The sequence below is a fragment of the Collinsella aerofaciens genome, from assembly GCF_019131995.1.
GTDB lineage: Bacteria > Actinomycetota > Coriobacteriia > Coriobacteriales > Coriobacteriaceae > Collinsella > Collinsella aerofaciens_S.
Genome location: NZ_JAHONA010000005.1, coordinates 62,280 through 78,406 on the forward strand (window position 1 = coordinate 62,280; position 16,127 = coordinate 78,406).

12 protein-coding genes are annotated in these 16,127 nt (G+C 58.1%); 6 read left to right on the top strand and 6 right to left on the bottom strand.

What is annotated here, in order from left to right:
• Positions 1-356: 356 nt before the first annotated feature.
• Positions 357-1,376: a 2-keto-3-deoxygluconate permease gene (locus KSY82_RS02780; RefSeq protein WP_233504896.1), complete on the bottom strand. Its 1,020-nt coding sequence runs from the start codon at positions 1,374-1,376 to the stop codon at positions 357-359.
• Between the two features lie 108 nt (positions 1,377-1,484).
• Positions 1,485-2,234: an SDR family NAD(P)-dependent oxidoreductase gene (locus tag KSY82_RS02785; protein ID WP_006234857.1), complete on the bottom strand. Its 750-nt coding sequence runs from the start codon at positions 2,232-2,234 to the stop codon at positions 1,485-1,487.
• A gap of 250 nt (positions 2,235-2,484) precedes the next feature.
• Here KSY82_RS02785 and KSY82_RS02790 point away from each other — a divergent pair, with 250 nt between their 5' ends.
• From KSY82_RS02790 to KSY82_RS02810, 5 genes are all read left to right on the top strand, one after another.
• Positions 2,485-2,934: a MarR family winged helix-turn-helix transcriptional regulator gene (locus tag KSY82_RS02790; RefSeq protein WP_148346445.1), complete on the top strand. Its 450-nt coding sequence runs from the start codon at positions 2,485-2,487 to the stop codon at positions 2,932-2,934.
• Entirely contained in the window at positions 2,931-5,297 is a 2,367-nt protein-coding gene (locus KSY82_RS02795) for an ABC transporter ATP-binding protein (RefSeq protein ID WP_217750203.1), read from the top strand. The genes KSY82_RS02790 and KSY82_RS02795 overlap by 4 nt, the downstream gene beginning before the upstream one ends.
• Positions 5,297-7,153, top strand: coding sequence for an ABC transporter ATP-binding protein (locus tag KSY82_RS02800; RefSeq protein ID WP_217750204.1), 1,857 nt, complete (start codon positions 5,297-5,299; stop codon positions 7,151-7,153). Before KSY82_RS02795 ends, KSY82_RS02800 begins: the two co-directional genes overlap by 1 nt.
• A gap of 579 nt (positions 7,154-7,732) precedes the next feature.
• The gene (locus tag KSY82_RS02805) at positions 7,733-8,764 is read left to right on the top strand and encodes a 3-deoxy-7-phosphoheptulonate synthase (RefSeq protein ID WP_254881682.1); all 1,032 of its coding nucleotides are present in this window, start codon (positions 7,733-7,735) and stop codon (positions 8,762-8,764) included.
• Between the two features lie 476 nt (positions 8,765-9,240).
• Entirely contained in the window at positions 9,241-9,891 is a 651-nt protein-coding gene (locus KSY82_RS02810; protein WP_117806742.1) for a GNAT family N-acetyltransferase, read from the top strand.
• Positions 9,892-10,506: 615 nt separating this feature from the next.
• Here KSY82_RS02810 and KSY82_RS02815 read toward each other — a convergent pair.
• Positions 10,507-10,677, bottom strand: coding sequence for a hypothetical protein (locus tag KSY82_RS02815; RefSeq protein WP_158554607.1), 171 nt, complete (start codon positions 10,675-10,677; stop codon positions 10,507-10,509).
• Between the two features lie 160 nt (positions 10,678-10,837).
• On the bottom strand, positions 10,838-11,959 hold the full coding sequence (aguA, locus tag KSY82_RS02820) for an agmatine deiminase (RefSeq protein WP_161155974.1): 1,122 nt from the start codon (positions 11,957-11,959) through the stop codon (positions 10,838-10,840).
• 178 nt (positions 11,960-12,137) lie between these two features.
• Between aguA and KSY82_RS10465 the strand changes: the two genes are divergently transcribed.
• Positions 12,138-12,941: a LuxR C-terminal-related transcriptional regulator gene (locus KSY82_RS10465; RefSeq protein WP_271736885.1), complete on the top strand. Its 804-nt coding sequence runs from the start codon at positions 12,138-12,140 to the stop codon at positions 12,939-12,941.
• A gap of 372 nt (positions 12,942-13,313) precedes the next feature.
• Here the strand turns inward: KSY82_RS10465 and KSY82_RS02830 are convergent, their stop codons facing one another.
• Positions 13,314-14,483 (bottom strand): ATP-binding protein, encoded by a 1,170-nt coding sequence (locus KSY82_RS02830; protein WP_199409482.1) that lies wholly within the window; start codon positions 14,481-14,483, stop codon positions 13,314-13,316.
• Positions 14,484-14,711: 228 nt separating this feature from the next.
• The gene (locus tag KSY82_RS02835) at positions 14,712-16,088 is read right to left on the bottom strand and encodes an MATE family efflux transporter (RefSeq protein WP_117746646.1); all 1,377 of its coding nucleotides are present in this window, start codon (positions 16,086-16,088) and stop codon (positions 14,712-14,714) included.
• Between the last annotated feature and the right edge of the window lie 39 nt (positions 16,089-16,127).

The window sequence follows — 16,127 nt, forward strand, 5'->3', positions numbered from 1 at the left end:
TTGGTACAGGGAAAAACGTTTGTCCACCTTGGAACTACAACCCAAAAACCCAAGATTTCACCCGTTTGAGAAGGATAACATAGCGACCCTCTCCATCTGGGCTGTTATATGTTTCTTTTTTTATATCATAAGGGCGTTTTTTACAAACCCGCAGGAAATGCGAGCGCGAACAACTACCGTTCACCGATTTGTATGTTATTTTTCCTTGCCTTTGTACGACGTTCGCTCTAGCTGTTATGCCAGCTTTAGCAGGGTAAAGTGTCCCAGAGACCCTACAGAAACTGCAGGGCGGCCACGGAATCCCCCGTGGTCGCCCTGTGGCATGGCTAGTTTTTAGCTTTGATTGCCGCTTGGCATTAGGCGGCTGCGGCGGCCTTGTCGGCCGTTGCCTTGCTATCGCCGTTGCCCTGGCCCTCAAAATGCTTGTAGCACCAGCTGGTGACCAGCGGGGTCAAAATAGCCGTAACGATTGCGCAGGCAGCAACCTGTGCCGTAGCCGTCGCGAGCACCGCACCGCCGTACATGGCCCCGTTGACGCTTGCCATGGCAGCAGGCGTGGCCACATTGGCTCCGGCGCAGCTCGAAATGGCCGCACCTGCGACACCCGTACCGCCCGTGAGCTTATCGACCGCGATAACGGGAATTGCAAAGACCACCGAGCAGATCACGCCGAGCAGAATACCGGGGAGACCGCCATTAATGAGCTGGCCAAAGGTCATGGTCGAGCCCATGGCAAAGAAGACGAGCACGATGATGGCGGAAAGTGCCGGTGCCATCATCTTCTTAAAGCTGGGGAACAGGTTACCCAGAATAATGCCGACGACGATCGGCAGAATGGCACCCACGAGCGACCAGCCGATCGGGGCCTGGCCGGCAGCGCCGAGCACGATCATCGTGACCGGAGGGCCGACAACCAGCGTGGTGATGGCGACAGCGCCACGCTCAGCCTCGTTGCCCATGGTACCCATCAGCCCAGCGTACATAGCGTTGTTGGCGCCGGTGCAAGCCGCCAGCATCACCATGGCAGAGATGCCAAACAAGTTGTCGTTGAACACATAAAGGATGAGCAGCGACATGGCAACGACCACGATCTGCTTGACGGCGATGATGATGGCGCCGCGGGCAGCGGCGGCAGGAGCGCTCTTAAACGAAATCGTCGTACCGACGATGAGCAAAAAAGCGCCCACGAGCGGGCCAGCGCCCTGCTGGGTCATGCCAAGCGTAAAGCTGCCGAGCGTTTTGAACAGGTCGGGGAATAGCGTGTTGAGCAGACAGCCCAACAGAAGCGGCACCAAGATATTGGCGCCCGGGATGGAGGACATCTTAAAGAACGGCTCCTTTGCCGCCGGCGCCTCCACCGCAGCCGATTCACTCATATATATCTCCTTTGGATGCATGCGAATCGTAGCCGCATGCGCCTATATCAGAAAGAAGGCGACGGTCCCGAGTCGCAGGAGCCGTCGCCGAATAATCGTCGCGGAGTATTACCCGTCCAGAACGATGCCACCGTCGCAGTCACCGATCTCGCCGTTCACGAAGCTGGCGAGGTCGGAAGCGAAGAACAGCACCATCTGCGCAGGCTCGCTGGCCTGGGCGGCGCGGCCCAGAGGAATACCGTTGATGATACGCTGAGAGTTCTCGTCAGAGAGAATCGAGGTCATATCGGTCAACGTGAGCGACGGGCACACGGCGTTACAGCGGACGCCAAACTTGCCGCCTTCCTTGGCGACTGCCTTGGTCAGGCCGTTGACACCGGCCTTAGAGCTCGCGTAGGCCGCGGTGCCGAGCAGGCCGCCACCGATCTTGCCAGCGACAGAGCTCACGTTGACGATAGTGCCGGCATGGGCCGCCTTAAAGTGCGGGTACACGGCGTTCATCATGGTAAAGGTGCCGTTGAGGTTGATGTCGATGGTACGGCGCCACTCGGTGTCATCGATCTCGTCGAACTTCTTGGTGCTGATGACGCCAGCGCAGTTAATCAGGATGTTGGTCTGCGGCAGATCGGTGAAAATCTGCTCGACGGTCTCGCGCGCCTTGGGTGCATCGGCGACATCGAGCTGATAGAACTTGTTGCCCTCGCCAAGCTCGGCCACAGCGGCCTCGCCCTTAGCAGCGTTCCTTGCGATGAGCGCGACGTGTCCGCCGCCCGCAACGATACCCTTGGCAATCTCGAGGCCAATGCCCTGAGTGCCACCGGTAACGATCGCGGTTTTGCCCGTGAAGTCAAATGCCATGACTCCAACCCCCTTGATTCAGGTGTCTCCTTGCGGGAAGTTGGAGCATCGCACGTGGCGATAAATGAGTCCCAGTCGTCATGGTGGTGACAACCCCTCGCCTAGCCGCGTGCATGATAGTTCTTTAAAACGCTTCAGCAATTGAATGATTTTAAGTCTTTATGCGCTCTTTATATTGCCCACTGTATGAGGCCCGCGTATGGGGGTATCATCTTTCACCGAAAATAGTTTCTAGTGTTAGGGGTTTTCGGTGGAAGATACCGATTTCCATGAGCTTGGGAGTCAGCTCCTTACCGAGTTTGGCGGCATTCACCAGCGCGTTTCGCGCTTTGTGGACAAAGCTCTCAGCGGCGAGATGGCTGTCATGCGCGCCCTTATGCTCGCTGGCGGTTCGCTCACGCCGAGCGAACTCGCCGATCGCGCCTGGGTCTCGAACGCCCGCATCGCCAATATCCTACGCGCTCTCGAAGCCAAGGGTTGGGTTGAGCGTGAGCACTCAAAGACCGACCGTCGTCGCGTACACGTCATAGTGACCGACAAGGGATTCCAGGATCTCGAAATCAAACGCCGGGAATTCGAGGACCGCACCGCGGCTTTCCTCGAGCAGCTCGGCGAAACAGATACCCAAGAGATGGTGCGCCTTCTTAGACGTGCCAACGAAATTATCGACCGCAATCAAGAAAGGAGAGATGCCGAGTGAGGATTCTCAAGCTCTTTAAAAAGCATATCCTGGCACTGTTCACAGCTATCGTACTCATCGTAATCAGCTGCAACGCCGACCTGGCACTGCCTACCTATATGAGCGATATCGTCGACGTGGGCGTGCAGCAAGGCGGTATCGCCTCGCCCGTACCCGACACCATCCGCGCCGAATCGCTCGACGACCTCGAACTCTTTATGAGCGCCAAGGACGCCAAGGCTGTGGAGGCCGTGTTTAGCAAGGCTGACAAAAACGGCATTCGAACGTACAAGGGCACCGAGGAGGAGCGCGCCGACGGCGGCAAGATTGCCGACATCATGAGCCTGCCTGAGACCGTCGTCCTTTCGTTCAACCAGGGCATCGATGCCGACTCCATGGGCGACATGATGGGCACGTCCGGTGAGAAAGACAACAGCGGCGCTCAGGCCATGCCCACCCCCGAGCAGATGGCGGCAATGACGCCCGAGCAGCTCGCCGAGATGCAGCAGAAGGCCGCAGCGGCGCAGAGCATGCAAAAGCAGATCGACGCCGACGGCGGCAAGATCACCATGAAGAGCCTGCGCCTAGGCGTTGAAGGCGGTCTTATCGATCAGGGCAAGCTCGTCGAGGGCGCCAACGATATGGCGGACAAAATGGGTTCCATGTCGGGCTCCATCGTGACCCAACGCGCCGTGAGCTATGTACAGGACGAGTACAAGGCACAGGGCATCGACCCCGCCGATGTGCAGAACGCCTACCTGAGCCGCATGGCGACCACTATGTTTGGGCTGTGCCTGGTGTCGCTCGTCGCCACCATCCTGACCGGTGCCGTGGCTTCGCGCACCGCCTGCTCCATCGCCCGCGACCTGCGTCGCGAGACCTTCAACAAGGTTATGCACTTCTCGCCGGCCGAAGTGGGCAAGTTTAGCCAGGCCTCGCTCATTACCCGCTGCACCAACGACATTCAGCAGATCCAGATGGCCGCAACCCTGTTTATCCGCATGTGCCTGATGGCCCCCGTCATGGGCATCGTCGCCGTCATGCGCGTCCTGGCCAACCACACCGGCCTGGAGTGGACCATCGCCGTGGCCATCATCGCCGTCTCGGCCGTCGTCGGCGTGCTTATGGGCCTCACCATGCCCAAGTTCAAAAAGATGCAGAGCTTTGTGGACCGCGTGAACCTTACCGCCCGCGAGCTGCTCGACGGCCTTATGCCCATCCGCTCATTCAACCGCGAGGAGCATGAGCTCGAGCGTTTTGACAAGGCTTCGCTCGACCTGATGACCACGCAGCTCTACACCAACCGCGCTATGAGCTTTATGATGCCACTCATGATGCTCGTCATGAACTGCATCACCGTGCTCATCGTGTGGTTTGGCGCGCAGGGCGTGTCCGACGGCGTGATGCAGGTCGGCAACATGATGGCGTTTATCTCCTACACCATGCAGATCGTCATGGCGTTTATGATCCTCACCATGGTTTCGGTCATCCTGCCCCGTGCCGAGGTCGCAGCCGAGCGCGTGGAAGAGGTCATCACCTGCCCCACGAGCATCAACGACCCTGCCTCGCCCAAACTGCCCGCAGCCAGCGCGCCGCGCGGTGAGCTCACCTTCCGCGACGTGAGCTTCCAGTACCCCGATGCCCGCGCCGATGTCATCAGCGGCGTGAACTTCACCACACATGCCGGTCAGATGCTCGGCATCATCGGCTCCACGGGCTCGGGCAAGTCCACGCTCGTGCAGCTCATCCCGCGCCTGTACGACGTCACGGGTGGCAGCATTTCGCTCGACGGCATCGACGTGCGTGACATGACCCTTTCCGAGCTGCGCCGCCGCATTGGTTACATCCCGCAGCAGGGTCGCCTGTTCTCGGGCACCGTTGAGAGCAACCTCAAGTTTGCGGGCGACATGGTAAGCGATGATGACATGCGCCAGGCCGCGCGCATCTCACAGGCCGAGGACTTTATCGCCGAGCGCGAGGGCGGCTACGACTCCCCCATCAGCCAGGGCGGCTCCAATGTTTCTGGTGGTCAGCGCCAGCGCCTGGCCATCGCCCGCGCGTTGGCCAAAAAGCCCGAGGTCGTGGTTTTCGATGATTCGTTTAGCGCCCTCGACTACAAGACCGACGCTCGCTTGCGCGAAGAGCTTGCCAAGAACGTTACCGACGCCGCGCTCGTGGTCGTGGCCCAGCGCATCGCGACCATCATGCACGCCGACCAGATCATCGTGCTCGACGACGGCCACGTAGTGGGCACCGGCACGCACGAGGAGCTGCTGCGCAGCTGCCCGGCGTACCTGGAGATCGCACAGTCGCAGCTTTCCGCCGAGGAGCTGGGGCTTACCCAAGAAGAAATTGCAGCCGTCATGGAAGGAGGCGAGCGCTAATGGCAGACGAGACCAAGACTCAGATTCCCAAGCCCACCCGCCAGCGTGGTCCCATGGGCCGCATGGGCGGCATGCGTCGCGGCGAAAAGGCCAAGGACTTTAAGGGCACCATGAGGCAGCTGCTCGGCTATATCGGCCAGCACAAGATTGCCGTGTTTGCCGCCGTCGGCTTTGCCGTGTGCTCGGTCATCTTTAACATTGTGGGACCCAAGGTGCTCGGCCAGGTTACGACCAAGCTGTTCGAGGGCCTGGTTGCCAAGGTCAACGGCACCGGCGATGTCGACTTTGACTGGATCGCCAAGACGCTCGGCTTTTTGCTCTGCCTGTATCTGGCGAGCTCTGTCTGCAGCCTCATCCAGGGCTGGCTCATGACCGGCGTCACGCAAAAGATTTGCTACCGCATGCGCAAGGAGATCGCCGCCAAGATTGCCGTCGTGCCGATGAGTTACTTCAACGGCCACAGCAAGGGAGACGTACTCAGCCGCATCACCAACGACGTCGATACGCTGGGTCAGTCGCTCAACCAGAGCGTGACGCAGCTCATCACGTCGGTGACGCAGATTATCGGCGTGCTCATCATGATGCTCTCGATCAGCCTGCCGCTCACCGGCGTCACCGTGCTCACGCTACCGGCAGCCGCAATTATCTTGATGGTGATGATTCACTTCTCGCAGCCGTACTTCCGCGAGCAGCAGCAGGTCCTGGGCACCGTCAACGGCATCATCGAGGAGGACTTTGCCGGCCAGAACGTCATTCAAGTGTTCGACCGCGCCGAGGCCTCAATCGAGGAGTTCGACCGTCAAAACGACCGCCTCTTTATTAGTGGCTGGCGCTCGCAGTTCCTGTCGGGCCTGATGATGCCGCTTATGAGCTTGGTGGGCAACATGGGCTACGTGGGCGTCGTCGTGGTGGGCGCGCAGCTCGCGCTGACCGGCAATGCCACGCCCGGCGACATCCAGAGCTTTATCCAGTACGTTCGCAACTTTACGCAGCCCGTGCAGCAACTGGGCAACGTGAGCAACACGATGCAGTCGATGGCAGCCGCCACCGAGCGCGTCTTTGAGTTCCTAGCCGCGCCCGAGGAGGAGCAGAAGGCCGACGCGCAGATTCCCGAGAAGCGCCCTGGCCACGTGGAGTTCGACCACGTCAAGTTTGGCTACACGCCCGACAAGATCATCATCCACGACTTTAGCTGCGAGGCGCAGCCCGGCCAGACCATCGCCATCGTCGGCCCCACCGGCGCCGGCAAGACCACGCTAATTAAGCTGCTGCAGCGCTTCTACGACGTGGACGGCGGCTCGCTGCGTGTCGAGGGCGTCGATGTGCGCGACTGGGACCGCGCGGCACTGCGCGGCGAGTTTGCCATGGTGCTGCAGGACACCTGGCTGTTTAACGGCACCATCCGCGAGAACATCCGCTACGGACGCCCCGACGCGAGCGATGCCGAGGTCGAGGCCGCTGCGCGCGCCGCACGCTGCGACCACTTTATTCATACGCTCGCCGGCGGCTACGACTTTATGATCAACGAGGAGGGCACCAACCTCTCGCAGGGCCAGCGCCAGCTCGTGACCATCGCCCGCGCCATTTTGGCCGACCGTCCGGCGCTGATTTTGGACGAGGCGACATCCAACGTCGACACCCGCACCGAGGAGCTCATCCAGCGCGCCATGGATGCGCTGATGCAGGGCCGCACCAGCTTTGTCATCGCGCACCGCCTGTCCACGATCCGCAACGCCGACGTGATCTTGGTGATTCGCGACGGCGACATCGTCGAGAAGGGCACGCACGACGAGTTGCTCGCCCAGGGCGGCTTCTACGCCGACCTGTACAACTCGCAGTTCGACGAAGCGGCGTAGATACGGCCGCAGAGAAATGATGACGCCCGAGAACGGGGGCGCAGGACAACCTGCGCCCCCGTTTTGTGTCCTTCGAGCCTCGAAACGCTTTTCCTGAGACCTCATTGACGGCGCTTTCCAGACCCCGTGGGCAAAAAAAGGGCAAATATGAGTACTGTTACCTTTTTAGTAACAGCCAAAACCGCCTCAAACGACCTCTTTGCGGCCTCTATACGCCTTCAAATTAATCAAAACGCCCGTTAGCAGGCTTCTGCGTGCCAACGTTAATGAACATATTTATTACTTTGTCTATTATCTCGCTAGACGGATATGTTAGTAGGTTAGCAACAGTACTCATATTTGGCATTTTTTGCCCACGGGGTGTTTCCTGGGGAACCGACAATAGCCTTAGTGTTCCGCGCGACGCCACTCCCTCCCGGTATCCGCCGACGTTCCCCCATATAAAACCTGCCAAAATAAACCTGTCCCTTTTGGCAGGTTTCGGGGTGGCAAGGGCTTGCACTTTAGCGTGCGACAGCGGATAATGCCGAGCATTCGAGAATACGCTTATTGCTCTTTCTATAGATTGAGGAGGCCCCTATGGCCATGGAATTCAAACGCAGGCTGCCGATCCCCATGGAGATCCGCGAGGAAATGCCGCTTTCTGCCGAGCTTACCGCCAAAAAGCAGGCATTTGACGCCGAGGTCGCCAAAGTCTTTACCGGCGAGGACGCACGTAAGGTGCTCATCATCGGCCCGTGCTCTGCCGACCGCGAGGATTCGGTGCTCGAGTACATGAACCGACTGGCCAAGACCGCCGAGGAGGTCAAGGACAAGCTCATCGTCATTCCGCGCGTCTACACCAATAAGCCGCGCACCAAGGGCACCGGCTACAAGGGTCTTCTGCACAACCCCAACCCCGAGGCTCCCGACGACCTGCTCGAGGGCGTCAAGGCCATCCGCCACATGCACCTGCGCGTCATCGAGGAGACCGGCTTCTTTACCGCCGACGAGATGCTCTATCCGTCCAACTACCAATACCTCGTTGACCTGCTGAGCTATGTTGCCGTGGGCGCACGCTCGGTCGAAAACCAGGAGCATCGCCTGGTGTCGAGCGGCATTTCGGTACCCGTCGGCATGAAGAATCCCACTGCCGGCTCTACCACCGTTATGCTCAACTCCATTTACGCCGCCCAGGCGCACCAGAGCTTCATCTTCCGCAACTGGGAGGTCGAGTGCGACGGCAATCCGCTCGCGCACGCCGTTATGCGTGGCTACATCGGTCTCGATGGGCGCACCTACCCCAACTACCACTACGAACACCTGGAACGTCTGGCTGAGCGCTATACCGAGCACGCCGGCTATGCCAATCCGGCGGCGGTCATCGACTGCAACCACGACAACTCGGGCAAGCGTCCGCTGGAGCAGTATCGCATTTGCAAGGAGGTACTCGACAGCTGCCGCCGCAACGAGTCCATCTCCAAGCTGGTCAAGGGCTTTATGATCGAGTCCTACCTGGAGGACGGCAACCAGCCGGTCGACGGCGGTGTCTTTGGCAAGTCGATCACCGACCCGTGCCTGGGCTGGGAAAAGACCGACTACCTCATCCACGAAATCGCGGAGCGGGTTTAGTTACGCGGGCCGCATTTGGACAATCTGACGTTCAACTTCAAGGGCGCGACCAGAAGGTCAGCGCCCTTTCGTTTCACGTCACCTTGTCTCAAATGCGGCCCGCTCGCTGTCCGTCCTCTACCTGCGGCGTTGTCTTACTCCGGATGCGGCAGTTAGGGACGTTCCTTTTCTGCCGGCAGTTTGGGATGTTCCTTGGGGTAGTCATTGGGGACGTTCTTTAATGACTGGTCGTTTAAGAACGTCCCCAACGACTACCCAGAATGAGAGTGGATAATCTCCCGTTTTTGGCCTATACCAGCGCTAAAAGTGGGAGATTATCCACTCTCATCGAGCAAGTGTCCGAAAATCCGCCCTCATTCCTTCTTAGGACCCTCCGTCCCCGAGGATTCGAGGCTCGCCTGCCGAATGGTCGATGCGGCCGTCCTGCGTCCATGTCACACTCAGGGGTGGCCTGACCCAACTTGGAAGGAGCCCCCATGAGCCTTGACAACGTAACTCTGCGTGCCGCCACGCTCGATGACCTGGCCGGCATCGCCGCCATCTACAACCAGCTGTGGTGCAACACGCTGCGCAACCGAGGCGACGTCGAAGCCGCCGATTTCTGTGCGCGCTTTAACATCGCCATGCAGCTGCAGCGCTCCCCCATCGCGCTCGTTGCCGAAGCTGAAGGCCGCATCATCGCCGCTTGCTGCATCGGTATCTTCGAAGACGGAAAACCACGCACCAATCCCACGTGGGAGCCCTGCTACAACGAGATGTTCGTCCAGGCAACCGAGATGGCAAAGACCGCCGATGCCAAGCTCGAAGGCTCGCTCTTTGGCGATAGCCGCGAGAAGGCAACAGCCGACCGCTTTGCCGCCACGGGCAACGAATATGCCCAAGGCCAGCTCAACCTGATCATCATCGTGCCCGAATGGCAGGGCAAGGGGCTCGGCCGTGCGCTCATCGACCTTGCGCGCGCCGAACTCGCCAAAGCCGGGTGCACCAAATTCTTCCTGATGAGCGACTGCAACTCCGACTGGCAGTTCTACGAGCACCTCAACATGAAGCGCATCTTGGAGGATCACAGCCAGGACACCGGCGACGGATTTATCGTCTATATGTACGGAGGCGACACGCAGGATTAACTTGCATGTCGCCTCACGGGCTTTCTACAAGACGGCCCAAACCATCAACCAAGACGAGTCAACAAGGCGCGCTCTCCTCGGCAGCAAGGGCATTCGTGCTGTAACGAGTGGTGGAGATGGCCACGCTTGCACACAACTGTCTCGGATAGATAGCGGTCGAGCAGGCGCGCCCATGTGCGTGCGTCAAGACGCTCCTCCGCCCTGCCATACAGCGATCGACGGAGTGCCTCGCCCATAGTGCCGCTAAAATCATCGAGCTCAAGAGCGTACTTTGGGACAACGTATCCGACCAACGTCCCCACAAACGGGCTGTGCCCATTACACACGCAGCTGTTTATCAATGGTGCAGGCGGAATGTCATCGTCGTCCAGGTCAAATATGTCCAAGTCCAGCTCACCAGAAGCGTATGGGTGTATTCCGCGGTTAAGCATCTTAAAGATATGGACCGCGAGTCCAAAGTCATCCGTCTGTGGCGTAAACACGGGGGCATTCGTGGACGCTGCCAAGCTCTCGAAATCGCTGATGCCGGCTATCTCCATGAGTTGAAGCACCTCGGGGGCAATATAGCCGGGAGCGGCGCACGCAGTCCTATGTGTCACATCCGAAAGCGTAAAGCTATACGAGCGCCTTGATGGTATCCATGCCCGCATGCGCCGAAGCCTCGCAACCCTTCTGCCCGTTGAGCACGCACTCGAGCAGCGTATCGTATGCGCGCTGGGCTTCGGGGGCCAGGTACGCCCTGTTAAACATGCCCTCGGGTCGCACGTTTCCCTTCGAGTCGATCATATAAGGCCCCAATCTGTTTGGTTTCCCCAGATTGTGTGCCCGCACACCCAAGCCGCACGGCCCGCCGTTCAGCTGAAACCACCACACAAAAAGTCCGCCGACCATTGAAGTCGGCGGACTTTCGCGTGCGGACAATCAAGCACTGTTCACCATGGAACTGCTATTTACAGCGCGCCTTGGGCTGCTGCTGGGTGATGCAGTGGATGTTGCCGCCGCCGTAGATAACCTCGCGAGTCATGATACCGATGACTTCACGGTCCGGATAAGCAGCCTGGATATCCTTGAGCGCCTGGGCGTCATTGGGATCGCCGAACTGCGGTACAAGCACTGCGCCGTTGATGGGCAGGAAGTTGAGGTAGCTCGGCTCGAAAGCATCCTCGGGGGTACGCGGCAGCACGCCCTCGACGGGGTCAATCGTGCTGGCCTCCTCCTCGGTCATATATACCGAGGTCGCAGGCATAATCACCTTGTGGATCTTGAGCTTGCGGCCACGGGCATCCGTCGTCTCGGAAAGCGTCTTATACGCCTCTTGGCACTCCTTGTAGAACTTATGGTTGGGATCATCGGTCCACATGCAGCAGACCTCGCCGGGCGCACTAAAGCATGCGACGTCGTCCACGTGCCCGTTGGTCTCAAACGGGTCGATGCCATCCTTGATCCAAATGACCTTCTCGATGCCCAGGTACTCGGCAAGCTTCTCCTCGATCTGCTCCTTGGTGTACTGGGGGTTGCGGTCCTCATTGAGCAGGCACATCTCGGTGGTCACCACGGTGCCCTGGCCGTCGCAGTTAAACGAGCCACCCTCGAGGATATAATCCTCGGGACGATAGCGGTTAACCTGCTCGAGCTGTGCCACCTGCAGGCCAATGGAAGCGTCCTTGTCCCACGGGAAATACAGGCCGTCAATGAAACCGCCGTAAGCATTAAAGTGGAAGTGCGAGAGTGCCACGTCCCCCTTGTCGTTGACAAGAAACGCCGGGCCGGGGTCGCGAATCCAGCTGTCGTTGTACTCCATGTGGATAACGCGCACGTTCTCAACGCCGTCGAAGATCTCACACACCGCGGGGAAGTCTTCAGTGTTGACGCCCACAGTGATGGGCTGAAAACGTGCAACGGTCTTAATAATCTCGGTAAAGACCTTTTGCGCCGGCTTGGCACCACAGCGCCACACATCCGAGCGATGCGGCCACAAAATCCAGGTGCGCTCCTGCTCTTCGTACTCGCCGGGCATGTAGAATCCGTCCTTCTTTGGCGTAGACTCGCTCTCGTAAATGGTCTTCATTTCAAGCTCCTAAATCTCGGTGCTTTTGCTTGACGAGACCATGATGCGGCCGCACCGAGATGTTCTCAATGGTCCCTCGAGCCCCTTTCAGCGACCGACGGTATACCATTCGCTGACCTAAAGTTCTATTCAGGCCGAGAACATGACATACTGGGTTCCACAATGGAAAGGATGCCCTATGCCCCCATGCAATAATCAGCAGACTATTGAGTTGGACAGTACGACCTGGACTGCTCTCAACGAGCTCGCGCTTGCAATCCACGCATCACACGGTGTCGATAAGCTGCAAAAGGAGACCCTCGAGGGAACGACAGGGCTCGTGCCCCATCGGATCGCCATGTTCGACCTGATCGAGGCAGCGGGCAGTGATGCCCCACGCTACGTCCACCCCGCAAGCAGCGGAATGGACGACCGCGCACTGAGCGACTACTACAACCGCTACGCCGCGATGGACTATACAACATGGAGCTTTGACTTACATAAGGTCGGCGTCTACCGCGACCTCGACCTCGTCGACGTCGAGCGACGCGATGCCACGCCCATCTATCGCAAATGGATGGAACCGCAGGGCGTCTACTTTGGCTGTACGGCCACGCTCGCGCACAACGACAGCCCGCTAGGAAGCATCACCCTGTTTCGTGAACGCACGGCCGGAGACTTCACCGACACCGAGCTCGCAATCCTGCTCGAAGTCGCTCGGCACGCGAGCCTCGCGCTCGCCAACCTCTATCCTCGGGGCATTAAACTCACCCAGACAGAAGACACAAACCAGCTAAATGCTTTCATTACAGAACACAATATCCAACCGCGCGAAGCCGAAGTCATGCGGCTCATGCTCGACGGCAAAACGAACAAACAGATGGCAAACGAGCTATTCATAAGCGAGTCAACCGTCAAGAAGCATGTCAACGCCATCTATCGCAAGCTCGGCGTCAGCAACCGCCTGGGCCTCATGACTGCCACGCAAAACATCCCGCGATAAAAAAGGGCGCCCTCCATGCAGAGAACGCCCTTTGATTTCGCCATTTGAATTAGTGTCGGCTCTGGCTCAAAGAGTAGACAGGTTTATTTTGGCAGGTTTTATCTGGGCAAATGTCAGCCGCCGCGAGGGAGCTGCCTTCCCTCGCGGCGGTCTTCTAGCAGAAAAACCAAGTGAGTAGGCTTTTTGCAGGAGGTCAAGCACGCCCCAAAACGCCACAGCTCTGACCTGCGGTTTTATTGAGTATTTGTTGCGATGTGCTCGGCATATCCAAATAAGTCTACTCACTTGCATCTAAGACGCACCAGATAGGCAAAAACCGCCGCAAAAAGGGGGCCGGTTCCCTTCGCGGCAGCCGTTAATACGCCGAGCTTGTTATCGTAAAAGCCAATCACGCGCCGAAACCACACTACAGTCTTTCGACTCATACGTTGAGTCCACGCGGGCCACAACATAGCGCGCATCTTTTGCAATGTCGATCTCATCGCATACAGTCTGTAGATGGCGGGCGTACTTATCGTGATACGTTCTGGATGATTTTATTTCGATAGCCTTGGGACTCCCTGAGTTTGTACAGTCGAGCAAATCGATTTCACGCTTGCTGTCGTCCCTATAGAAATACAGCTCGGGATTCTCGCCCACGTTGAGATGGCTCTTCGCCGTTTCGGAAACGATGAGGTTTTCGAAAACGGCCCCCAGATAAGGGCTCTCCAATAGTTGCTCCAGTGATCCAATTTTGAGCAAGTAGCAGAGCAGCCCCGTGTCGTAAAAATAGAGCTTGGGCGTTTTAGTTAGACGCTTCTTGGCATTTGCATAATAGGGCTGCAGCGAAAACGTCAGGTAGCTCTGCTCCAGAATGGACAACCAGCTTTTAATGGTCGATACGCTCACGCCCGTATCTCGAGAAAGCGAGGATATATTGATGAGGGCACCGACGCTCTGAGCAATTATGGACAGAAACTTATGAAACTCCGCCTTATTGCGCACATCAAGCAAGCCCACAACATCGCGCTCAACATAGGTATCGATATAGCTGGGAAAATAAACCGAGGACGGCATTCCGGCGGAACGCAGGCGAGGGTATCCCCCTTCGAGCGCGAACAAATCCACTTCCAGCTGCCCCTGCTGGCCCCTCTCCGCTTCTCGAAACGATAATGGCAGCAATTTTAAGATCCCGACTCGCCCGGCAAGAGACTGCCCGATGCTTTTCATCATCAAAAAGTTTTGCGAGCCTGTAAGGATGTATTGACCGGCGTCTCCCCGCTCATCCGAAACAACCTGGATCATTGAAAACAAATCCGGGGCGTATTGCGCCTCATCGATGATGAGTCCGCCCTTTCGGTTGCGGATAAAACTCACCGGATCCTCCAAGGCCGCGCGCCTCGTTTGAGGGTCCTCAAGCGTGACGTAGGAATAGTCGGGAAAGGCATGCCGAACCAGCGTAGACTTACCACTCTGCCTAGGCCCTGTCAACGACACAACAGGAAACCAGCCTGCCATGCGAATGAGCAACTCATGCAAATCCCTGTTAATGAACTCAGCCATATCAACGCCCCTTATTACGCTGTTACCATAATCGAATAGTTTCATTCTCCATAATCTTATAGTAGCGTTTACCATAATCTTATAGTAACCCAGTTCAAAAGCATTATTTATAGAGCCGAAATCTCAGACCCTAAATAACAAAAGCCACCACAATGGGGGCTGTCCCCATTGTGGTGGCTTGCAGGCGAGTTAACTTGTTCGACTATCGTACGCCAGCCATGTCCGAGCCTAGAGCGTGGCAAGGCGCTTGGACTCGTGCGCGGCGAGCGCAATGGAGATGATGCCAGTAATGGCATCGGCCACCACCAGGGCGATCCACACGCCCTCGACACCCATCATGTTGCCGAGGAGGTACATAAGCGGCACCGAGCAGATCACATAGCGAAGCAGGCCCGTAAACGTGGCGACACCCACCTTCTCGACCGCCTGGAAATACATCGACATGGTCATGGCAAGATAGCCCAGGGCAACAGCCAGGATGACAGTACGCGTGGCGTTGGCGGCAACCTCAACGAGCGCAGGATCGCTGCCGGCAAAGAAGGCGCACACCGGGGTGGCGGCAAGCCAGAGCGCGACGGTGACCAGCGCCAGCGTCACAACCTGGTACTTAAGCGTGCAGGAGAGCGTCTCCTTAAGGCGTGCCCAAGCCTTTGCGCCGGCGTTGAAGGCAGCGATGGGCTGCAGACCGTAGGAGAAGCACTGGGCAACCATCATGGTAATGTAGAGGATGTAGCCGTTGATCACGCCAAAGGCTGCGATGTAGAGCGAGCCCATGTCGCCGCCGAGCGAACCCAAAAGCGAGTTGGCAACGGTATTAAAGATAAAGGTCGCACCCTGGACCAGGAAGAACGGGAAGCCGATCTTGAAGATCTGGCCGCAGATGGCGAGGTCGAGCTTAAGGTCGGCCAGGCTAATCTGGAGCTGGGACTTTTTGCCCCCGATGAACCAGAAGATACCGATGGCCCAGATACCGATGGAAAGCCCGTAGTACACGCCGGCGCCCATAACGCCAAACTTGAGCACAAACGTGGAAAGCGCGAGCCAACAGATGGCGACGATGGCCGAAACGGTCATGAGGTTGGCCTGGATCTGAACCTTCTCGTCCACACGCATCACAGCGGTGATCATCTGGCCAATGACCGTGAGCGGCAGCAGCACGGCGAAGGTGCGCACGCCGGCAACGGTATCGGCCATGATGTCGGGCGTGGCGCCAAAGAATGTGCAGATGGGCTCGGTAAACACTGCCATCACCACAGCAAGCAGCACACTCACGATCGTGGTGAGCCAAAAGCCCTGGCTAAAAGCCTTGCTTGCGCCCTTGATGTCGCCGGCACCCAAAAGGTTGCCCACCACGGCGGGCACGCCGGTGCCAAACAGGTTGCCAAAGGCCAGGTTGATGTACTCGACCGACATAATGATCGAGACACATGCCAGGCCGTGGGCACCTAGGCCCCAACCCATCACGAGGCCCTCAAGGACCACCATGATAATCTGGGCGAGCATGCCCTGGCCGGTGACGATGGTGTACTTACGCACCAGACCGGGAATCGGTTGGGAGGCGAGCTCGCGCTCCTCCTCCACGGCAGCGGTTACTTCTTCTGCCATTGTTCTCCCCTTTCCTTGAGAGAGTAGTGCTGAATGGAT